Below are 21,198 nucleotides of genomic sequence, written 5' to 3'. Positions count from 1 at the left end.
ATCTTGCTCTTGCCTTCTGTGGGAGCGAGCCTGCTCGCGAAAGCGGTTGCCCAACTGACCAATATCTTCCGGTCGCATTCGATCCCTGTGGGAGCTGGCTTGCCAGCGATGACGGCCTAACAGCCGACCAATCTCACTACTGCCTACACCCAATCCCAATGTAGGAGCCGCCGAAGGCTGCGATCTTTTGATCTTGATCTTGCTTTCTGTGGGAGCGAGCCTGCTCGCGAAAGCGGTTTCCCAGCTGACCAATATCTTCCGGTCGCATTCGATCCCTGTGGGAGCTGGCTTGCCAGCGATGACGGCCTAACAGCCACCCAATCCTCAACTGCCTACACCCAATCCAAATGTAGGAGCCGCCGAAGGCTGCGATCTTTTGATCTTGCTCTTGCTTTCTGTGGGAGCGAGCCTGCTCGCGAAAGCGGTTTCCCAACTGACCAATATCTTCCGGTCGCATTCGATCCCTGTGGGAGCTGGCTTGCCAGCGATGACGGCCTAACAGCCGACCAATCTCACAACTGTCTACACCCAATCCCAATGTAGGAGCCGCCGAAGGCTGCGATCTTTGATCTTGCTCTTGCTTTCTGTGGGAGCGAGCCTGCTCGCGAAAGCGCCAGGCCATCCAACATCTTCATCGACTGACCCACCGCAATCGCGAGCAGGCTCACTCCTACAAAAAGCTGCGGTTATCTCGGCTACTGCAACAACTCAATCACCTGCCGATACCGCTCAACCCCCTGCGCCGTCTGCCGACTCAAGCGAATCTCCAACCCCAACGGATCCTCCCACCGATTGCCACTCAACTGCCGCCATCCCTTATCCACCTCCCAAACCCGCACCTGCACATCACTCACCTCACTCAACACCGCCACCCCATTCCCAGGCGCAGGCAACGGATAGCGACTGCGCGCCTCAGCCACCGCCCGATACAACGTATCCCCCTTGACCCACCACCGAACCCGTTGCAAAGCCCCCGGCTGATCCGCCGCGCTACGAATAATGTCCAGCCGAAACCCCTTGCTGTCACTACTGCGCACCGTCACCGCCGGCGGCGCGGTCGGCGCCTCATCCTCAGCCCCGACCTTGCGCGGCTCACTCAACTCCACCCCCGCACGCATGTCCACATCCCGCTGCAACTGATTCAACACCCGCAACAACCCATCGCTCTGCTCACTGCTGGCCTGCAAATGACTGTCGGCCCGCGTCACACTGTCCAGCCCGCGCCAGGCAATCAGACTCACCACCGCCATCAGCAGAATCGCGACCATCACCTCAATCAGAGTGAACCCTTGCTGAGTCTTCATTGAATACTGATCCGCCCACTGCCATCGCGGAGCACACTCAGCCGATTGGCCCCATCCGACAAAATCAGCCGCAACGGCGGATTGATCCACTCGGCATTCAGCACCACGGTCTGCCGCGGCTCCACCCGCACCTCCACCTTCGGGCTCTGCCACGCACGCGGGCGCAACTGCGCATCCTCCTTGAACGACTCAAACCCCACGCCATCATCCCCACGCCGCCCAAAGCGAAACCCCTTGGCATCCGTCACCCACACAATCGGCCGCCCATCCGCACGAGCCTCGGCCTGCGCCACCTGCAGCAACTGCGCAACCCGCTCGGCATCCTTGCGCAACAACTGCAACGGATCGGGCCTGATACTCAAACTGATCGCCGCACTGGCAATCCCGATGATCACCAGCACCACCATCAACTCGATCAACGTAAAGCCCTGCTGCCTGCTCATCACCCGCGCGCTCCTTGGCGTCCCACCCCATCGTGCCCGGCGAACATGTAAGGCATGTGAAATAAAACGGAGAGAATTGCCGCGTAGGCTGGCAACAGGGACAACAAGGAGCGACAACCCATGAAATTCACCGCACGGATTACCCCAGCGCAAACCGTCCAGGCCCTGGCACTGCTCGCCGCCCTGGTTGGCGTCGCGACATGGTCGTCGCTGCTGCTGACCACGGCGGAATCCCACACCCCAGCGGCGACACCGCAAGTGCTGGCGGCGAGGAGTGATAGCCCGGCGTTGCAGTGGTTTTCCAATGAGACTGCGCCGGTGGATATCAAAGTGAGCGGGGTGATCGCGGGCGGGAGTGGGACGGTGGCGATATTGAGTTTGAACGATGGCGCACCGAGGAGTTTTTTGGTGGGGGAGAAGGTTGGAGTTGGGGTGAAGTTGGTGGGGGTTGAGGGGAATGGGGTGGTGATTGAGCGAGGGGGGGAGAGGGTGAGATTGGGGGTGGAGAGGTTGGGGGAGGGGGTGGTTTTGCAGAGATTGCTAAGCCGATGATTTTTCGAAAAAGTAGTTAACGAATCGTCCATGCCCTAAAGTAAGTTTCTCCACATGCTGCGTGTTGGCTGTCGAGTGGGTTTAAAAGGAGGTGATAATCTCAGAGTTTGTAGTCGCCCCTAAGTAGAGACGACATCAGCAGCTGGATAATAATAAATAACGACTAACTAATGTCTATATATTTTCGGATTTCAAATTGAACGAGATCGTCCTGTAATCTGACGTAGTCTGAAAAATTTTGGTTGTATTTCACCTCGCCCAGCTCACTTACGGAGATGTTATCGGTCTGCTTGTCTCGTTCCAGTTTGTTTATCAATGAGCCGCTAATTCCAAGTTTCACAAACTCAGTGTTTGATTTTTTGGTGGTTCCGTATATGTGGAGGTTATATTCGTTCTCGGTAAGGAGTTTCAAGTCATATAAAGCTTTCACGAACTCATTTAGTTTGTAAGAAACGAAGTCGCTTTCTATTTTAATTTTTACCAAGGCTAAGTTTACGAGTTCTTTGTCCGTCTTCGTTGACAAGTCTATATATACGCTGCTTCCGTATATTCCATCGGCACTATTTTTAGCAAACTCCCCGTACGAAGTCCCTATGAAAAATTGCTTTCCGCTATCATTTGCTTTAATGCTGTGGAAGTATGCCACCGTGTCTGATAAGTGGTCTTTAAGATTCAGTCGGTGCAAATTTCTAGTAAATGATTTATAGAAGTCTCTTGCTTTGGAACGCTGCAGACGGAGGAAGGAAAAATCTGAAATCTGATCTTCGAGACCTTTAATGAAATACAGGTACACCTTGTCGATAACTTCGGCAGCCACCCATTCCTCAGTGGCTTGAATGGTCTGGATGCGTTGTTCAAGTAAGCTAAATATTGACTCAGGATGGGTATACCCCGATGAAATTCCTGACTCCATAAGCGTGTGTTTTACCTTGCTAGACTCGACTCCTTCACCATATATCAAAAAGTCCTCTTTGCTTTTCAAGTGCTTCAGCTGATTAATTTGACGTTCAAGAGTATCTATCTTGTCAAATTCTTCAGGTGTAAGATTTTCTCGTGCTGCATCTAGATCACTAATGACGCGATCAATGTCAAAACTAAGAAGTAGCGGGTTTTCAATATCGTCCTTAAATACTCCATTTCTTAAAAGTCTGATTTTGTTTTCCATTTTTCCACCTTTTCGATTGAATTCGTCGGAATTGACAAAATGTATAGGTGGGAGAAGTTTGGTAAGCGATTTATAGCGGTCATCGAAAACTTCATTGAGTCTATTCACTCTACCAATTAGGTTGGTTAGTGATTTCCCATTTAGGTCGTATGTGTTCAGAATATAAAGATTGTCAATGGGTAAGTTAACGCCCTCAAGAATCACAGAGTTTGCAATGAGATATGTTAGCTCGTTAGTATGTGAAAATTTATGTTCTAAATATTCTTTTATCAGGTCTGGAAGCTTTCCGTGCAGATAAATGAGTCCTTTCTTAATGTGTTCAACACAGTAAAAATCATTATGGACGTTGTTAGATATGGTCTCAGATAGTTCGTTCAGAAGATCTGAGCTTATATAAGCTAGCTCTCGATTGAGTAGCATGGAAAGCTCCTCAACCTTTTTGGGGGCTCTCAGATAGAGAAAATTTTTCTCTTTTTTGTTTTTTGTTATGTAGCTAATTAGGCTTGACTCCTGCCCAGACGGATAGAACTCGTTCAAGAATCTATTGTATGCATACTGCTCGCCGTCGGCCCTCAGTTCGTAGATTTCGGGCTCTTTGATATTGCTTGCGATACGACGCTCGAATATTTCCTGATTCTCATGCGTTTTAAGATTTTCTGAGTTGGATATTAAAGGTGATAAATAATAATTTTTCGATTCCGGATTTCTTAGCCTATTTCTACGAATCAATCGTGTAAGTAAAATGCTACGTCCGTCCATTTCAAACAGATTATGAGCTTCATCTATTATTAATAATTCAAAAGAGATATCTCTGTTCTTCAGAAGTCTGAGTGCGCGCTCTTGTGTGAATATAGAGATGAAGTTGCTGTTGCCGTCGTACATCTCGTCGTGGAATATAATGTGACGGGAAGGGAAGTGAGCTTTAATTAGCTTGTAAGTTTGGATTAGTAGCGATTTTGTAGGTACTATGATTGCGGTGGTCTTCGGATTGATCGATTTTATGATGTCGATAATGAGCGTGCTTTTCCCAAAAGAAGTCGGGGCAATATAACAATTCTCTTTGCTTTCGCTTTGGATTATCTGTTCGCGGTATTTTTTCTGCTCATACGTTTCGGTTATGTTGTTCTTAGTAAATCTGTCCAGTTGATAGTCTAGAGCGAAATTGTTGCTGGTAAGCTTATCAGTTAGCTTGTTTTTCGATATGTAACGTGCTACTGGATAGAATCCAAAGTTAGAGCTAGCATCTAGTAATGGTTGATAGTAGTTGTTGTTAATGGCGCACTTTAGAGTGATGTAATACGCAATTTCAAAGTACGTAGACTTTCTTTTGTCAGTAATATATTCATTGAAGAAAATGATTGCGCAACTCAGAATGAATTCAAGTTCTTTTTCGTCGAGTTTTATGTTGAGAGTGGTTTTTCTCATGATTCGCGAAAAGAGCTCATTATCTTTAAGCCAAGTCAGGCTAATAGTCATTCTATTCCTCCAGGTATGCGATAAAACTATTTAAGCTGGTTTTAGTCAGGCACATGGCTTTCGTTGTTTTCCCTTCGAATTCGAGTACGAAGTTGTTGTCGCTCGATATGTCAGAGCTTGCTGTTGCGTCCCATGTTCCACTCAAGAATATTGTGGAGCACGTGATTATATTAAATTCATTTATCTTGCTAAAAGTTCCTCTGTCAAACATATCTTGAAGCGCTTTTATTTTTTTTCGTATTGAGGTTTCTGTCCCTACATCAATGTGCGATGCATGGTTGTAAGCGTTTTTCCATGGGTTGTTTTTACCCTTTTCGCTTTTGCCTGCAACGTATTTCTCCAAATCAGAATAAGCATTTTTTAGCTTGTCTTTATGGCTTATTTTTTTTGTTGTGATAGACCCAGATTTACTTTCGAGTAAAAAGGTTTGCGAGTTTTTAGAGAAAAAACCATCAAATCCTTTTTTTATTGAGCCTTCTTCGAGATTGAAAAAAAGAAATTCCTGCTTATAGCCTGTGGCTCGCAGATATAAATGGGCAAATAGTTCAGCTGTTGCTCCCATTCGTGTTCTTTCGTCTTTGTCTGCGAGAAAATTGCTCAGCCTTAATTTTACGAGTTCCAATTCGCTGTCAGAGCTTCCCTCGCATATTGAAACGAGGAAGTCATCAAGGTACTTCCTTGTCTGGATGGTTAGCGACTCTATATCGATAACGTGTAGTTCGTGCGTTGGAGATATCGCTTTTATCAAAGCAGGAATCATGTTTATAACCCGGGTTTGGTTGCTATGTAATTTAGGGCAAACTGCCACAGCCTCGCCCCGAATAATTCGCAGGTCAGTAGTGAGTTAGCAACAGAATTTAAAATAAAACGGTGCGGGTTTTTATTGACCCGCCAGCAGAGCATTCGATTGAGTCGCTCCAACGAAGCTTTGCCAATGTGGTTATGGTTTGGCTGCTGCAGCCGGGCAAACAAGATGGGTATCGGAGAACTCCGATCTAGCTTGCCGCAGATCTGGTGAATGACTGGGGTAAATCCCATTTTTCTAATCCTTCAGAAATTTCTTTTACGCCCACATTGTAGCGAAAATCCGAATAGTGGCACGATAATATTGCCTGCCGCGCGGGGAGTGTTCCGCCAGTGATGAGATGCACCCGTGAGGAGTATTTCTACCGAAAATCGGAAAAATTATTCGCTGTGGTACGAATGCGCCATGCACACTGCTAGAGCTCACTTGAGTGGTAGCCCGATGGATGATGAGGAATCATTAACGGCCAGCAGCGGCTCTGCCCATCCTTTACGTCAGCGTCGACAACATTGTCATCGCTGATACGCGTCGACGCTCCACAAGTACTGTTAATACGATTAGTAGCTGGGTGAAGGTGAGGATATTTAGCATGGCTGTTACCTCAAGGAACCGGACCTATTCAAGGTGAAATGAGGCAACGAGCACTTGATAAACACAAGTGTTTAACAAGACATCTCCGGTCACGCTCCCAGGCTACATATCCTTGCGCCTTTGCCTACAGCTACGCCAGAATCCGCCGGCTTGTGCGCCTTGGGGGCGGGTTCTATTGTGGTCGGGTCGCTGACGAATCAGCGATCGGGTTTGGTAGCCCGGCTTAGACTTGGCGCATAGCGTCACCCGATTCAGTCCTTTTTGGGGCTGTGTCTTTATGGTGGCCATGCGCAGGGCGTCTTCGGGCGCGCCGGTTTTCCAAGTCACCGGTCTACCAACCTTCGTATGGCCACCACCCCCTTCGTTTGGTAGCGAAAAAATGATGGCTCCTTTTCTATGATTTGGAGATTCACTCATGATCAAACCAACACCCAACCCGCCCGGAACCGATCCCACGTCTCCCTACGAATCCCTCGCTTCCAACAAGCTCCACGAAGCCGCCGACCGCGCGCTAGATCATTACCTCTCGACACCCAATCTCCTACCTCCGCCGCGCAAGGCGCGTGGGATGTATGCGGTGACGGCGGATACCAAGAATGAAGAACTGCTGGCTGATGCGAGTGAAACGCTTGCTTCGGCGAAGACGATTGCTCAGGACATTTCCAGTTTGTTGCCGGCGCCGCAGCGGCGGGCGTTGTTGGGGGTTGCTCAACTGATCATGTTGGGGGAGCTGGCGGTGAATCGGGTGATGGATAATTTGGAGGTGGCGGGGTGATGTGATGTGCGCGGGCGCCAGCGGGTTGATTTGGCGTTAGTGCTGGCGCTTTCGCGAGCAGGCTCGCCCACAGTTACTGTGTTGCTTTTGAATGAAACAGTCCGTTTTGAATGCCTGACTCAGCCCTTACCCATTTGGCCGAGAGCGCCCGCCGTTACTGGCTGTGAGGTGCAATCAACGCAGCCAAGCCAGAAAGTAACGCCGCCGATGGCCATTCGCTGCCATACAACCATGTGCACTCACCAGCTATCCTGCGCACCCAGCGAATAAAAGGAATCAGCTGTTTGGGCACAGCGTTTTAGGCTTTGTCCTACAGCCAGCACTTGGCCGTTTCGATAGCGTCAGGCTGTTGAACTCTCAAGTCGAGATTCCCGAAATGGACAAGGATGAGTCATGAGTGAATATGGAAACGTGCCCAGGCCCGCACTGCCTAACCCACCAAGAAAAAAGATTTACCGTGGCGTAGAACCGGTCGATCTGCACGCGAAGTACTGGGCGGAATATCCTGAGGCTCCAGCGGAAAAACCGGCTGCTGCAAAGGCGCCGGCGGAACCAGGGTTCTACATCGTTCAACAAGTCATGCCGCGCTCTGCGTTGGAGGCGGCGTTGTTCGACAAGCCGGATGGTGCAACGCTTGAGAAATTCACGCGCCTCAACCCTCACGTCACTGGCTATGCCAAGCCCGGTCAGCTCATTGTGCTGAGCGATCCGAACAATCCTCAGTGCACTCGTGAAGAAGCATTGCTCATGGAAGCCGCACAGAAAGTGGATGCGGCACTCAACCCCATGAGCGACGAAGAAGCCAGCTTCATGGTTCAGTATCGGAGCCAGATAGAATCCGCCCTTTCGCAAGGCTCAACCTCAATCGGCGTTGGTGAATCGATCTTTGCCAAGAACCTGGAAGACGTGAAAACGTCGCTGACGGAAATCGAAACGCTGCATCAGAAAAGTTTTCAGCGTGACGGTCACTTGCGCAGCTCAGAGTTCTTCGCTGAGCGCGCTCGACTGTTTGCCAAGCTCGATAGACAGCTCAACGGGTTGACCCGAAAGGGCATCGGCTTCCCTGATCATCCAAGCCTGAAGTCAGCCCTCGGAATATCCAGCAAAAGCCTGGTTCATCATTGGAGTTTGGCTGGCGCGCCGGGACAGATTCCGGGTTATGCCACGCACGCGGAAGGTGTTGCCAGAGCAGCCAAGGTCGTAAAGTACGGCGGTTGGATCGGCACAGCCGTAGGCGGTGGCGCGTCTTATATGAAGGTTCAGGAAGTCTGTGCGGCAGGCGATGCAGATGCCTGCGAGAAGATCAAATATACCGAAGGCGGTAGTTTCATCGGGGGAGTAGCCGGCGGAGCTGCTGCCGGTGCGTTTTTGACCGGCTCCACGGCTGGAATTATCTGTGTCGGCTTGGGTGTACCTACAGGCGGCATGGCAACTTTGGCCTGCGGCGTTATTGTTGTCGCAGCGGGCTCATATGCTGGTGGCGCCCTCGGAGGCGCTACCAGCGAATGGGCTGGTGAGAAGATCTATGAGGCAGTGAAGTGAGTATGACGTTGGTTGATAAGGTGCTTCTGGCCATTGCTGTCGCTGATATAGCAGGGCTTATTCTTTGGATAGGCGTTTGTTTGCACTTGGCTTATACAAAGGTGGATTTGATGTTGGAGCATCTGAAAAATTGCTCAGCCATTATGTCTCGCGCTCCCCTTAGGCATGGTGGGCCTTGGGGTAAGCTTCTGCTCGTCGGGGGCATTTCAGGGATTGTTACTTTTCCAAGATTTTATTTGAAAAGAGGCGAGCTGAGTTCTGAAGATTTAGCCCGTTTTCCAGCTCCACTGAAACGAAAGCTCGCCGTGCTGCAATGGAGCGTGATTGGTCTGTTATTGGTCATGATCTGCTTTGGTATAGCTGTGAAGTCAGGTTTTGTTTAGCCCTGTTGTAATTTGCAGTCCCCAACGCTGGCATGGTTGCCCTTGATAAACACCAGCGTTTAAAAAGACATCTCCAGTCACGCTACTAGGCTACATATCCTTGCGCCTTTGCCTACAGCTACGCCAGAATCCGCCGGCTTGTGCGCCTAGGGGGCGGGTTCTATTGTGGTGCGGTCGCTGACGAATCGGCGATCGGGTTTCGCAGCCCGGATCAATCAAGGCGCACAGCGCTCCAGTTCGTTGTCATTTTTGGCAGTGATGCTTTATGGCGGCTGTGCGCGGGATACCTTCGGGTATGCCGGGTTCCTTGATTCCCGGTCTGCGAACCTGCGTACAGCTGCCACCTCTCTTCGTTTCGCAGCGAAACGTGGCGGCTCCGATAATCAAGGAGCTTCACCATGATCAAACCAACACCCAACCCGCCCGAAACCGATCCCACGTCTCCCTACGAATCCCTCGATTCCAACAAACTCCACGAAGCCGCCGACCGCGCGCTTGATCATTACCTGTCGCCAAACAATCTCCTGCCTCCGCCACGTAAGGCGCGTGGGATGTATGCGGTGACGGCGGATACCAAGAATGAAGAACTGCTGGCTGATGCGAGTGAAACGCTGGCTTCGGCGAAGACGATTGCTCAGGACATTTCCAGTTTGCTGCCAGCGCCGCAGCGGCGGGCGTTGTTGGGGGTTGCTCAACTGATCATGCTGGGGGAGCTGGCGGTGAATCGGGTGATGGATAATTTGGAGGTGGCGGGGTGATGTGATGTGCTAGGCCGCCGGCGGGTTGATTTGGCGTTAGCGTTGGGGCTTTCGCGAGCACGCTCGCTCTCACACGGTTTTGAGAACAAATGGGACGGATCAATTTTTTTAGAATAAATCCGTCCCTTTTTTTCGTAAACGACCGCTTCCTTTCCAGCTCTCTGTTACAGGGAGGTCAGGAAGCAAGTTTCGAGGCCCGAGCTAGTCGGCGGTAGCGTATTAATCAAGACGACGGCATTGTCGCCTCGGTTAAGGTAAATCAAGTAATCACCGGTCTCGAACTTGACTCTGAATCCAGCGAGCCATGGATCGTGCTCTGTCGATGAGTCAAGAATTCCCTCCACTGAGCAAATTCTCTTATTTTCGAGATGGGATGCTGACGAGCCTGCGAGCAGGTTTTCTCTCTTCCATGAATAGGTCACGTTCGGTTCTATTTCGAAGGGAGCTGGCGTGTCAGATGGCACCGAGTCCGCGCCTACACTCTGGCCATCATTCAAAAGATACATGGACAGAATTTCCCCGTCGCCAAAATGCCAATCTAGAGCGCCTATGTCTCCGAGATCTTTTTCGCCGTTGAAATAGTATTGGTCGTGCAGCAGCGCGCCCAGCCGCTTTCCCAAAAGTACACGTGCGTTTTGCAGATCTAGGGCAGCTCTTGCAGAGGATTTCGAGTAGCGGCCAGACATCAGGCACCTCGTTCAGGTGGGCAAGCGGCAGATACTACACAAATATCATAACGTCCGCTTTTGGTTGGGAGCGCCCTTTGTTTATCAGGCTTGAGTGGCCGTTCAAGCGGTCACGGATGGACCAGATCTATCAGTGAAGACGTGACAAAATGAGGTCGCGCTAAACGCTAGTGTTTAAAAAGACATGCCCTGTCACGCTCCTAGGCTACATATCCTTGCGCCTTTGCCTACAGCTACGCCAGAATCCGCCGGCTTGTGCGCCTTGGGGGCGAGTTCTATTGTGGTGCGGTCGCTGACGAATCAGCGATCGGATTTGACCGTCCGCTCAATATCAAGGCGCGCCAGCGTTCTGCACGTATTCAGACATTGTCTGAATTTCTGTTGCGGTGGCTGTGCGTGGGACACCTTCGGGTGTGCCGGATTCCTTGATGTCCGGTCGGTCAACCCGCGTACAGCTGCCACCCTGTTTGTTTGACCGCGAACGGTGGCGGCTCCAGTCATCAAGGAGCTTCACCATGATCAAACCAACACCCAGCCCACCCGAAACCGATCCCACGTCTCCCTACGAATCCCTCGACTCCAACAAACTCCACGAAGCCGCTGACCGCGCGCTCGATCATTACCTGTCGCCAAACAATCTCCTGCCGCCGCCACGTAAGGCGCGTGGGATGTATGCGGTGACGGCGGATACCAAGAATGAAGAATTGCTGGCCGATGCGAGTGAAACGCTTGCTTCGGCGAAGACGATTGCTCAGGACATTTCCAGTTTGCTGCCAGCGCCGCAGCGTCGGGCGTTGTTGGGGGTTGCTCAACTGATCATGCTGGGGGAGCTGGCGGTGAATCGGGTGATGGATAATTTGGAGGTGGCGGGGTGATGTCGTTGGCCTTGTTCCGGCGCTGGGCCTTGGGATTTTAGGTGCGGCAGAAGAGCCCCTCACCCCAGCCCTCTCCCGGAGGGAGAGGGAGCCGACCGAGGTGTCTTGCGGTTTACATCGACTTGGACGACCGCGTTGATTGTGGATTTGTGATGTTTATGCACCGCGGCAGAAAAGCCCCTCACCCCAGCCCTCTCCCGGAGGGAGAGGGAGCCGACCGAAGTGTTTTGCGTTATACATCGACCTGGAAGACCTTAGCGATTATGGCTTTGCTGGGCTTCAGCAATGCTGGATTCAGAGCGATGCGTTCAGGTCGGCGTATCTCTCGAACATCCCCGTATCGGTTCCCTCTCCCTCGGGAGAGGGCTAGGGTGAGGGGCTTCCCGGCCGTGACAACAAGGTCTCCAGTCTGGCCAATGGCGGGGCGTCTTGGTTGCGGTCGAATACCTGAATGCCAATCTTGAGCAGCCGTCCATTTTCTGCGCTGGCGATTACCTGTTCGCAGCGCAACAACAATCTTCCTTGATCACATTCAACAGCCTTCACCCCATTCGGCAATCGCCCCTCCAGGCGCAGCTCAGCCATCCGGCTCTGCGCCGCAATCAGCGCAATCGATCTATCCCGCAACAGCCCATTACTCTGCGTCATCAACCCCGCGACACGCACGGCGGCTGACATGGCGACGGCGATGATTGCCAGTGCCACCAGCACTTCAATCAGGGTGAATCCTTCCTCTCGCGTTCGCGCGCGCATACATGGCCCAAAACCAAAACCCAGCCCTCGACGCTAACCCCCGTCCTTGACGGCTTGACGACGGAAACACCCGAGGATTTTCAACATCCCTGACATATCTTCTTGCAACACTGCGCGTCGAAATCAGGTCAAGCCAGGGAATGTCGAGATGGATATCGCACCTTTGAACACGCTCAGTCAGTCGCCGCGCATGCCGCGTAGTCAACAGGGTTTTACCTTGATCGAGATCATGGTGGTGGTGGTGATTCTGGGGATTCTGGCGGCGATGGTGGTGCCCAAGGTGCTTGATCGGCCGGATCAGGCGCGGGCGACGGCGGCGAAGCAGGATATTGGTGGGCTGATGCAGGCGTTGAAGTTGTATCGCCTCGATCACGGTACGTATCCGAGCATGAATCAGGGGCTGAAGGTGTTGGTCGAGCGGCCGGCGGATGCGAAGAACAGCAACTGGCGTTCGTATCTGGAGCGTTTGCCGAACGACCCGTGGGGCCGGCCTTATCAGTACCTCAACCCGGGCGCGAATGGTGAGGTCGATATCTTTTCCCTCGGCGCCGATGGCCAGCCTGACGGCGATGGCGTGAATGCCGATATTGGTTCCTGGCAGTTGTAAGGCCGGCCGTGAACACAGGTTCGCTCAAAGGGGCGAAGCAACGGGGCATGGCGATTATCAGCGCGTTGTTGATTGCCGCCGTGGTGGCGGTGATTGCGGCGGGGATGCTGACGCGTCAGAGCGTGGCGACCCGTGCGCTGGAGGCCGATCAGCAGCGGGTGCACGGGCGTTGGGTCGCGCAGGGTGGTCTGGAGATCAGCCGGCAGTTGCTGTGGGATGCGCGGCTGCGTGATCCGTTGACCCGGCGCGATCAGCCTTGGGCGCAGCCGTTGTTGGCGGCGGGTTTTGCCGGGCGGCTGGAGGACGAGCAGGGCAAGTTCAACTTGCGCAATCTGGTTGCCAACGAGCGGATCGATGCGGCGCAGGTGCAGGTGTTCGAGCGCTTGTGTGAGCTGATCGGCGTGAGCGCCGTTGTCAGCCAGCGCATCCGCGAGCGGGTGATTGCTGGTTATCCGCATCTGCTCAATGCGCAGATTGGCGCGACTGGCAAAGCAGGTTTCGACAGTGGCCGCGCGACTTCGCCGGATGCTGATCACAAACCGCAACTGCCGAAGGTGCCGATGCTGCGCACACTCGATGACTTGCGCAGCGTCGAAGGCGTGACCGATGCGCTGATCGGCCAACTGGCACCGTACGTGACGGTGATTCCGGCGACGACATGGATCAACGGCAATACCGCCACGGCGCAGGTGCTGGCGGCCTATGTGCCGGGGCTTTCGCTGGAGCGGGCGACGGCGTTGATTGCCGAGCGTGACGCGGGGCGCTGGTTTATCAATCGCGGCGATTTCGTGAACCGCTTGCGCATGCCGCAGTTGGAAGTGAGCAGCGTCAAGGTCGGCATCACCAGTGACTGGTTTCGTTTGCGCGGTGAGGCGCGGCGCGATCAGCGCCGGGTCAGCCTCGACGCTTTGCTGCACCGCAGCGAGGATCGGCTGCCGCAGGTGATCTGGTCGCGGGTGGGCGCATGAGCCAGTTGCGCGTTGCGCTGCCGCCGCTGGCGGAGCTGGAATTGCACAGCGAAGTGAGCTGCGCCTGGCTGGATCGTCAGGGGCAGCTCATTCATGAAGAACGGCTGAGTCTTAGGGAGTTGGGGCAACGGCCAAAACAACCGCCGCTGCTGTGCTTTCTGCACCCGGCTGACAGCTTGCTCGCCAGCATCGATCTGCCGCCGCTGCCCGCGAGCAAAACGGCGGCAGCAGTGCAGTGCGCGGCGCAGGCGTTGATGCTCGGCGACTGTAGCCAGATGCATATCGGTCACAGCCCTCGCGATGCGAGCGGGGAGGTGCAGATTGCCTGGGTTTCGCGGCAGCATTTGCAGCGTCTGGTGGCGGTGCTCAAGCAGGCGGGGTTGAGTCTGCGCGGTTTGTATCCGGCGCCGTATAGCCTGCCGGTGTTGCCGGGGGTTGTCGCTTGTGTGGCGGACGGTCATTTGCTCCGGCGCGAGAGTTTGAATAATGCGCAGGTTGAGCCGTTGCTCGGTGACGGAGTTGACGAGGCATCGTTCGAAGCCGGATCAGCACAACGCTGGATCGGTCCCTTGCCGGGTTGGGGTTTGCACGGTGGCCTGCAGCAAACCGGCGGCGAGCAGCGCGGGTGGGGTCGCGCTGTCGGCTGTGTGGCGTTGGCCGTGGGAGTCTGGGTGATTGGCCTGAATCTGTACGCAGCTCGCGAAGCGCGGCAGGGCCAGCAGCTCAAGGCGCAGATGAGTCAGCGGGTGAAGCAGGCGTTTCCCGAATTACCGGTAATTCTCAACCCGCTGCAACAGGCGCGTCAGCAACTGGAGCAGCGGCAAAAAGGCGCGGTCGATGACCCGGCTCAGAATTTCAATCGGCTGGTGTTGCAGGCCGGCACGGGCATGCCGTTCATGGCCGGCAGTGTCGAGCGCCTGACTTACCGTGACGGTGCTTTGCAACTGGCATTGCTCAGCGATGCAAACCGTGGCGGCAACGACAAGGACTGGCAAAGCGCGTTGGCCCAGGCCGGCATCAGCGTCACTGCCGATGACGCAGGCTGGACCTTGCGCCCGACCGATGAATCCAGCGCCAACACCAACGAAGACGATGACAGCGGAGCAGACGATGAGTAGGGCGACGCTGGCGATTTACCGTGCGCGCTGGCAGCGCTTCAGCAGCCAGTTGCAGGCGCGTTGGCAGCCGTTGGCGCTGCGTGAAAAACGCATGGTCGCCGGCATGGCCGTGGTGCTGATCGGGTTGCTGATCTGGCTGACGCTGGTCAAGCCGCCGCTGGCCAGGATCACTTTTTGGCAGAGCGAAACGCCCAAGTTGCGCGCGCAGACCGAAGCGCTGGAAGTGCTGTTGCGCAGCGTCAATGTGCGTCCGCAGGGGCAAAGCGTTGGCCAGTCGCTGGAGCAAAGTCTGCAAGCGGCTGGGCTCGCAGGGCACTACCAATTACAAGCGGCGGAGGGTGGCGCGTGGCAGTTGAATGTCGACGCCGCGCCCGCCGATGTGCTGCTCGACTGGTTGCTCAGCCAGCCGTCACAAATTTCGCTGCAGGTGGTCGAGGCGCAGTTGCAGCGCGCAAGTGAGGCCTCGACCGAAGTCACCGCCGGCACATTGTCAGGCACCGTTCGCATGGATCAGGCGCAGGGCGCTAAGGAAGCTTCATGAAGGAGTCACGCTGCAAACCGGCACGTCTGGCGTTGCCGTTGTTGCTGATGGCATTGAGCGCGTGCAACAGCACCACGGCCCCGCAGAATCAGCCGCCACTGTTGGTCGACAGTGAGCTCGGGCGGCCGCTGGCCAATACCCAGCGCAGCGGCGATGCGGTGGCCGATCGCGAACGGGCGCAGGCTCAGGCGCGACCGCTGCCGAAGCAGTTGCACAACATCAGTCAGCGTGGGCGCAGTGGCGGTGGCGCGCCGAGCAACTCGGTCGCGCGTAATCCGTTGGGCGAGCAACCGGTGACGCTGAATTTCGTCGAGGCCGATATTCAGGCGGTTGTGCGTGCGCTGTCGCGGGCCACCGGGCAGCAGTTTCTCGTCGATCCACGGGTCAAGGGCAATCTGACCTTGGTCTCTGAAGGTCAGGTGCCGGCCCGCCAAGCCTACGACATGCTGCTCGCGGCGTTGCGCATGCAAGGCTTCAGCGTGGTCGATGTCGGCGGCGTTGCGCAGGTGGTTCCCGAGGCCGACGCGAAACTGCTCGGCGGCCCGATCTACAGCGCCGACAAACCAGCGGGCAACGGCATGCTCACGCGCACGTTTCGCCTGCAATACGAAAACGCGGTGAACCTGATCCCGGTGCTGCGCCCGATCGTTTCGCCGAACAATCCGATCAATGCCTATCCGGGCAACAACACCGTGGTGATCACCGACTACGCCGAGAACCTCACCCGCGTCGCGCAACTGATCGAGAGCATCGACACGCCGAGCGCGATCGACACCGATGTGGTGCAGATCCAGAACGGCATCGCCGCCGACATCGCGCCGATGGTGGCCGACTTGCTTGATGCGCCGGGCAACGACCCGACGCAGAAAATCGCGGTGATTGGCGACCCGCGCTCGAACACCATCATCATCCGCGCCGGCAGCCCAGAGCGCACCGAGCTGGCGCGCAATCTGATCTACAAACTCGACAACGCCCAGAGCAATCCGAGCAATCTGCATGTGGTTTATCTGCGCAACGCTCAAGCGGCGAAACTGGCGCAGGCGTTGCGCGGTTTGCTCACCGGCGAGAGCGACAGCGGCAGCAGTGATGCGGCGCGTTCGGTGCTCAGCGCCATGGGCAGCAGCACCGGCGGCAATGCCGGGCAGAATGGCCAGAGCAATGCGCCGAGCACGGGCACTTCAACGACGACTGGCAGCGGCGGAACGGGCGGCAGCTATGCGCAGGGCAGTGGCGGAGGGGCGAGCAATGGCGGTACGCAGAGCAGCGAGCAGAACGTGGCTTTCAGCGCTGGCGGCGTGACAATTCAGGCGGATGCCACCACCAACACGCTACTGATTTCCGCGCCAGAGCCGCTGTATCGCAACTTGCGCGAGGTCATCGACTTGCTGGATCAGCGCCGTGCACAGGTGGTGATCGAGAGCCTGATCGTTGAGGTTGGCGAGGACGATGCCAGTGAATTCGGTGTGCAATGGCAGACCGGCAATCTCGGCGGAAAAGGCGTGATCGGTGGCGCCAATCTCGGTGGCGCGGGGCTCAACACGGGTGCCAAGAACAGCATCGACGTACTGCCGCAGGGTTTGAACCTCGGCTACGTCAACGGCACCGTCGACATCCCCGGCATCGGCAAGATCCTCGACCTGAAAGTGCTGGCCCGGGCGTTGAAGAGCAAGGGCGGCACCAACGTGCTGTCAACGCCGAACCTGCTGACCCTGGACAACGAAGCGGCGAGCATTTTTGTCGGCCAGACCATCCCGTTTGTCAGTGGTAGCTACGTCACCGGCGGTGGGGGCACCAGCAATAACCCGTTCCAGACCGTGACTCGCGAAGAGGTCGGTCTCAAGCTCAATGTGCGCCCGCAGATTTCCGAGGGCGGCACGGTCAAGCTGGATATCTATCAGGAAGTCAGCAGCATCGATGAGCGCGCGTCCAACAGCGTGACCGCCGCCGGCATCGTCACCAACAAACGTGCGATCGACACCAGCATCCTGCTTGATGACGGGCAAATCATGGTCCTCGGTGGTTTGCTCCAGGACGGCTACAGCCAGAGCAATGATGCGGTGCCGTGGCTGTCGACGATCCCGGGCATCGGCGCACTGTTTCGCAACGAACGCCGGGCGATCACCAAGACCAACCTGATGGTATTCCTGCGCCCGTACATCATTCGCGACAGCGAAGCGGGGCGCAGCATCACCCTCAACCGCTACGACTTCATGCGCCGCGCCCAGGGCGGCTTGCAGCCGGAACGCAGCTGGGCGATGCCGGACATGCAGGCCCCGCAATTGCCAGCGGCGGCCGAGGGCGTCCCACCTTCAGGTCCTCGCGCCACGATCAAAGCGGTGCCAATCGAAGCAGGCCCACGACTATGAGCCAGATGATGACTGTGGCGAGGGAGCTTGCTCCCGCTCGGGGGCGCAGCCGCCGCAAGTCCGCTGCACTCGATGTACCTGGAAAAACCGGTTTGCCGGGTTTGGGTCTGCTGCGCAGCCCAGCGGGAGCAAGCTCCCTCGCCACAGGGAGGCTGTGCGCTTTTGGGAGGGGTGGTCTCTGTTTCGGGCTTCGCTGTTCAAGGGTGCCCATGCCTCTGAGCCGATTGATGACTGTGGCGAGGGAGCTTGCTCCCGCTCGGGGGCGCAGCCGCCGCAAGTCCGCTGCACTCGGTGTACCTGGAAAAACCGGTTTGCCGGGTTTGGGTCTGCTGCGCAGCCCAGCGGGAGCAACCTCCCTCGCCACAGGGAGGCTGTGCGCTTTTGGGAGGGGTGGTCTCTGCTTCGGGCTTCGCTGTTCAAGGGTACCCATGCCTCTGAGCCGATTGATGACTGTGGCGAGGGAGCTTGCTCCCGCTCGGGGGCGCAGCCGCCGCAAGTCCGCTGCACCCGGTGTACCTGGAAAAACCGGTTTGCCGGGTTTGGGTCTGCTGCGCAGCCCAGCGGGAGCAAGCTCCCTCGCCACAGGGAGGCTGTGCGCTTTTGGGAGGGGTGGTCTTTGCTTCGGGCTTCGCTGTTCAAGGGTGCCCATGCCTCTGAGCCGACTGATGACTGTGGCGAGGGAGCTTGCTCCCGCTCGGGGGCGCAGCCGCCGCAAGTCCGCTGCACTCGGTGTACCTGGAAAAACCGGTTTGCCGGGTTTGGGTCTGCTGCGCAGCCCAGCGGGAGCACGCTCCCTCGCCACAGGGATGAGGTGCAGCCGTGGGTCCTTGGGAGAAGTGTCTCGTGAGTAAATTGCCGTATGCCTGGGCCAAGGCGCAGCGGATTCTGCTGCGCGACGATGTGCTGACGGTGTGCCCGTCGACGCCCGGTTGGTCGATCAGTGAAGTGCGCCGGCAGTTCGGTGCGACGCAGGTCGAGCGGGTGCGCGATGACGAGCTCGACGGTCTGCTCGCCAGCGCTTACGCCGACACCGGCAGTGCGGCGGCGGTGGTCGGCGCGGCGGAGAACGAAGTCGATCTCGATCGGCTGATGCAGGACATGCCGGAAATCACCGATCTGCTCGACACCCAGGACGGCGCGCCGGTGATCCGCATGATCAACGCCTTGCTCACCCAGGCCGCGCGCGACGAGGCCAGCGACATTCATATCGAACCGTTCGAAACCCATTCAGTGGTGCGCTACCGCGTCGACGGCACCCTGCGTGACGTGGTCTCGCCGCGCAAGGCCTTGCACGGTGCGCTGGTGTCGCGGATCAAGATCATGGCCCAGCTCGATATCGCCGAAAAACGCCTGCCGCAGGATGGGCGCATCGCCTTGCGTGTAGCGGGGCGGCCGATCGATATTCGGGTGTCGACGGTGCCGACCGGCCATGGCGAACGCGTGGTGATGCGCCTGCTCGACAAACAGGCCGGGCGCTTGCAGCTGGAAACCTTGGGCATGGATGCGCAGGTGCTGGCCAAACTCGACCACCTGATCCGCCAGCCCCACGGCATCGTGCTGGTCACCGGGCCGACCGGCAGCGGCAAGACCACCAGCCTCTACGCGGCGCTGGCGCGGCTGGATGCGAGCACCAGCAACATCCTCACCGTGGAAGATCCGGTCGAATACGACCTGCCGGGGATCAGCCAGATTCAGGTCAACGCCAAGATCGACATGACTTTTGCCCTCGCGCTGCGGGCGATTCTGCGCCAGGACCCGGACATCATCATGATCGGCGAGATCCGCGATCTCGAGACCGCTCAAATCGCGGTGCAGGCTTCGCTCACCGGGCACTTGGTGCTGGCGACGCTGCACACCAACGACGCGGTGTCGGCGGTCAATCGCCTGATCGATATGGGCGTTGAACCTTTTCTCCTCGCGTCATCAATGCTTGGCGTCCTCGCGCAACGTTTGGTCCGACGTCTGTGCAACCAGTGCAAACAGGAAGACCCGGCCACGCCCGGCACCTGGCGCCCGGTCGGATGCGTGGCGTGCAACCACACCGGTTACAGCGGTCGCACCGGCATCCACGAATTGTTCTGCATCGACGACGACATCCGCACGCTGATTCACCAAGGGGCAGGAGAGCAGGCCTTGCGTGCGGCGGCAGCGAAAGCTGGGATGTTCAGCCTGCGTGAGGACGGCGAACGCTGGATTCGCAGCGGTGCCACCGCGCCGGAAGAAATCCTTCGTGTGACACGGGACGCCTGATGAATCGCTATCGCTTTGAAGCGGCGGACGCCACGGGAAAAATCGAATCCGGGCACCTTGAGGCGGACAGCCAGAGCGCGGCGTTCAGTGCCTTGCGTGGGCGGGGTTTGACGGCATTGACGGTGCATGAAGAAAGCAACGTTGCCCGACACGGTGGCGGCGGATTGTTCAGCGCCAAACTCTCGGACAACGACCTCGCGTGGGCCACGCGGCAACTGGCGAGCCTGCTTGGCGCCAGCCTGCCACTCGAAGCGGCGCTGAGTGCCACAGTCGAGCAGGCCGAGAAAAAACACATCGCCCAGACCCTCAGCGCCGTGCGCGCCGATGTGCGCAGCGGCATGCGTCTGGCTGAATCGCTGGCGTCGCGGCCACGGGATTTTCCCGAGATTTACCGGGCGCTGATTGCCGCTGGCGAAGAGTCCGGCGATCTGGCCCAGGTGATGGAGCGGCTGGCCGATTACATCGAGGAACGCAACAACCTGCGCGGCAAGATTCTCACCGCGTTCATCTACCCGGGTGTGGTCGGGCTGGTGTCGATCGGCATTGTGATTTTCCTGCTCAGTTACGTGGTGCCGCAGGTGGTCAGCGCGTTTTCTCAGGCGCGGCAGGATCTGCCGGGGCTGACGCTGGCGATGCTCACCGCCAGTGATTTCATTCGCGCCTGGGGTTGGTTGTGTGCGGCGCTGATGGCCGGGGCGTTCTGGAGTTGGCGTTTGTATTTGCGTAATCCGGCGGCGCGTTTGAGTTGGCATCACCGGGTGTTGAAGTTGCCGCTGTTCGGACGTTTCATTCTCGGCCTGAACACCGCGCGCTTCGCGTCCACGCTGGCAATTCTCGGCGGCGCCGGGGTTCCGCTGTTGCGCGCACTGGAAGCGGCACGGCAGACGCTGTCCAACGACCGCTTGAGCCTGAGCGTCAGCGAGGCCACGGCCAAGGTGCGCGAAGGCGTCAACCTCGCGGCGGCGCTGCGGGTGGAGAATGTCTTCCCGCCGGTGCTGATTCACCTGATCGCCAGCGGCGAGAAAACCGGCTCGCTGCCGCCGATGCTCGAGCGCGCGGCGCAGACGCTTTCCCGGGACATTGAACGACGAGCGATGGGCATGACCGCGTTGCTCGAACCGCTGATGATTGTGGTGATGGGTGGGGTGGTGCTGGTGATTGTGATGGCGGTGTTGTTGCCGATTATCGAGATCAATCAGTTGGTGCAGTAGCCGGGTTTGATGTTGGCCGGGCCGGCCTC

Annotated in this window: 19 protein-coding genes; 13 read left to right on the top strand and 6 right to left on the bottom strand. The window is 56.7% G+C overall.

Translation table 11 applies throughout. The features are described from left to right. Positions 1-695 precede the first annotated feature (695 nt). Positions 696-1,304, bottom strand: coding sequence for a prepilin-type N-terminal cleavage/methylation domain-containing protein (locus GXB78_RS26145; protein WP_329517593.1), 609 nt, complete (start codon positions 1,302-1,304; stop codon positions 696-698). Then, the gene (locus GXB78_RS26140; protein ID WP_073471095.1) at positions 1,301-1,747 is read right to left on the bottom strand and encodes a GspH/FimT family pseudopilin; all 447 of its coding nucleotides are present in this window, start codon (positions 1,745-1,747) and stop codon (positions 1,301-1,303) included. The genes GXB78_RS26145 and GXB78_RS26140 overlap by 4 nt, the downstream gene beginning before the upstream one ends. A 120-nt stretch (positions 1,748-1,867) precedes the next feature. On the opposite strand from GXB78_RS26140, the gene GXB78_RS26135 reads away from it, so the two are divergent. Beyond that, positions 1,868-2,299 carry a type II secretion system protein N gene (locus tag GXB78_RS26135; RefSeq protein ID WP_329517592.1) on the top strand — a complete coding sequence of 144 codons (432 nt, stop codon included), beginning with the start codon at positions 1,868-1,870 and terminating at the stop codon, positions 2,297-2,299. Positions 2,300-2,462: 163 nt separating this feature from the next. Here the strand turns inward: GXB78_RS26135 and GXB78_RS26130 are convergent, their stop codons facing one another. Both GXB78_RS26130 and GXB78_RS26125 read right to left on the bottom strand, forming a co-directional pair. Further along, positions 2,463-4,940 (bottom strand): DEAD/DEAH box helicase, encoded by a 2,478-nt coding sequence (locus GXB78_RS26130; RefSeq protein WP_329517591.1) that lies wholly within the window; start codon positions 4,938-4,940, stop codon positions 2,463-2,465. A 1-nt stretch (position 4,941) separates the two neighbouring features. Beyond that, positions 4,942-5,700 (bottom strand): hypothetical protein, encoded by a 759-nt coding sequence (locus GXB78_RS26125; protein WP_329517590.1) that lies wholly within the window; start codon positions 5,698-5,700, stop codon positions 4,942-4,944. 1,051 nt (positions 5,701-6,751) lie between these two features. On the opposite strand from GXB78_RS26125, the gene GXB78_RS26120 reads away from it, so the two are divergent. From GXB78_RS26120 to GXB78_RS26105, 4 genes are all read left to right on the top strand, one after another. Then, a complete protein-coding gene (locus tag GXB78_RS26120; RefSeq protein WP_329517589.1) occupies positions 6,752-7,111 on the top strand; it encodes a DUF6124 family protein in 360 nt (119 codons plus the stop codon). A 393-nt stretch (positions 7,112-7,504) separates the two neighbouring features. Continuing rightward, entirely contained in the window at positions 7,505-8,653 is a 1,149-nt protein-coding gene (locus tag GXB78_RS26115; RefSeq protein WP_329517588.1) for a hypothetical protein, read from the top strand. Then, positions 8,650-9,036, top strand: coding sequence for a hypothetical protein (locus tag GXB78_RS26110; protein ID WP_408005159.1), 387 nt, complete (start codon positions 8,650-8,652; stop codon positions 9,034-9,036). The genes GXB78_RS26115 and GXB78_RS26110 overlap by 4 nt, the downstream gene beginning before the upstream one ends. Positions 9,037-9,434: 398 nt before the next feature. Then, positions 9,435-9,794: a DUF6124 family protein gene (locus GXB78_RS26105; protein ID WP_016774969.1), complete on the top strand. Its 360-nt coding sequence runs from the start codon at positions 9,435-9,437 to the stop codon at positions 9,792-9,794. Between the two features lie 164 nt (positions 9,795-9,958). Here GXB78_RS26105 and GXB78_RS26100 read toward each other — a convergent pair whose 3' ends face one another. Beyond that, complete coding sequence (locus tag GXB78_RS26100; protein WP_329517586.1) at positions 9,959-10,480, bottom strand: hypothetical protein; 522 nt, start codon at positions 10,478-10,480, stop codon at positions 9,959-9,961. A 515-nt stretch (positions 10,481-10,995) separates the two neighbouring features. Between GXB78_RS26100 and GXB78_RS26095 the strand changes: the two genes are divergently transcribed. Beyond that, the gene (locus GXB78_RS26095; RefSeq protein WP_329517585.1) at positions 10,996-11,355 is read left to right on the top strand and encodes a DUF6124 family protein; all 360 of its coding nucleotides are present in this window, start codon (positions 10,996-10,998) and stop codon (positions 11,353-11,355) included. A 366-nt stretch (positions 11,356-11,721) separates the two neighbouring features. Here the strand turns inward: GXB78_RS26095 and gspI are convergent, their stop codons facing one another. Continuing rightward, positions 11,722-12,108: a type II secretion system minor pseudopilin GspI gene (gene gspI, locus GXB78_RS26090; RefSeq protein WP_329517584.1), complete on the bottom strand. Its 387-nt coding sequence runs from the start codon at positions 12,106-12,108 to the stop codon at positions 11,722-11,724. Between the two features lie 148 nt (positions 12,109-12,256). On the opposite strand from gspI, the gene gspG reads away from it, so the two are divergent. The 7 genes from gspG (at position 12,257) to gspF (ending at position 21,169) form a co-directional block, all read left to right on the top strand. Further along, the gene (gene gspG / locus GXB78_RS26085) at positions 12,257-12,715 is read left to right on the top strand and encodes a type II secretion system major pseudopilin GspG (RefSeq protein ID WP_024013159.1); all 459 of its coding nucleotides are present in this window, start codon (positions 12,257-12,259) and stop codon (positions 12,713-12,715) included. 47 nt (positions 12,716-12,762) lie between these two features. After that, complete coding sequence (gene gspK / locus GXB78_RS26080) at positions 12,763-13,683, top strand: type II secretion system minor pseudopilin GspK (RefSeq protein ID WP_329517583.1); 921 nt, start codon at positions 12,763-12,765, stop codon at positions 13,681-13,683. Next, positions 13,680-14,801, top strand: coding sequence for a type II secretion system protein GspL (gene gspL, locus GXB78_RS26075; protein ID WP_329517582.1), 1,122 nt, complete (start codon positions 13,680-13,682; stop codon positions 14,799-14,801). The genes gspK and gspL overlap by 4 nt, the downstream gene beginning before the upstream one ends. Next, positions 14,794-15,342: a type II secretion system protein GspM gene (gene gspM, locus GXB78_RS26070; protein ID WP_329517581.1), complete on the top strand. Its 549-nt coding sequence runs from the start codon at positions 14,794-14,796 to the stop codon at positions 15,340-15,342. The genes gspL and gspM overlap by 8 nt, the downstream gene beginning before the upstream one ends. Beyond that, positions 15,339-17,708, top strand: a complete 2,370-nt coding sequence (gene gspD, locus GXB78_RS26065; protein ID WP_329517580.1) for a type II secretion system secretin GspD — start codon at positions 15,339-15,341, stop codon at positions 17,706-17,708. The genes gspM and gspD overlap by 4 nt, the downstream gene beginning before the upstream one ends. An 843-nt stretch (positions 17,709-18,551) precedes the next feature. Beyond that, positions 18,552-19,958, top strand: a complete 1,407-nt coding sequence (gspE, locus tag GXB78_RS26060; RefSeq protein WP_329517579.1) for a type II secretion system ATPase GspE — start codon at positions 18,552-18,554, stop codon at positions 19,956-19,958. Beyond that, complete coding sequence (gene gspF, locus GXB78_RS26055) at positions 19,958-21,169, top strand: type II secretion system inner membrane protein GspF (protein ID WP_329517578.1); 1,212 nt, start codon at positions 19,958-19,960, stop codon at positions 21,167-21,169. Before gspE ends, gspF begins: the two co-directional genes overlap by 1 nt. The last annotated feature ends 29 nt before the right edge of the window (positions 21,170-21,198 follow it).

Origin of the sequence: Pseudomonas moraviensis subsp. stanleyae (assembly GCF_036283065.1) — a bacterium.
Lineage (GTDB): Bacteria > Pseudomonadota > Gammaproteobacteria > Pseudomonadales > Pseudomonadaceae > Aquipseudomonas > Aquipseudomonas stanleyae.
Note: the sequence above shows the minus strand (reverse complement) of the source record. Positions and strands in the feature narration are given on the sequence as shown.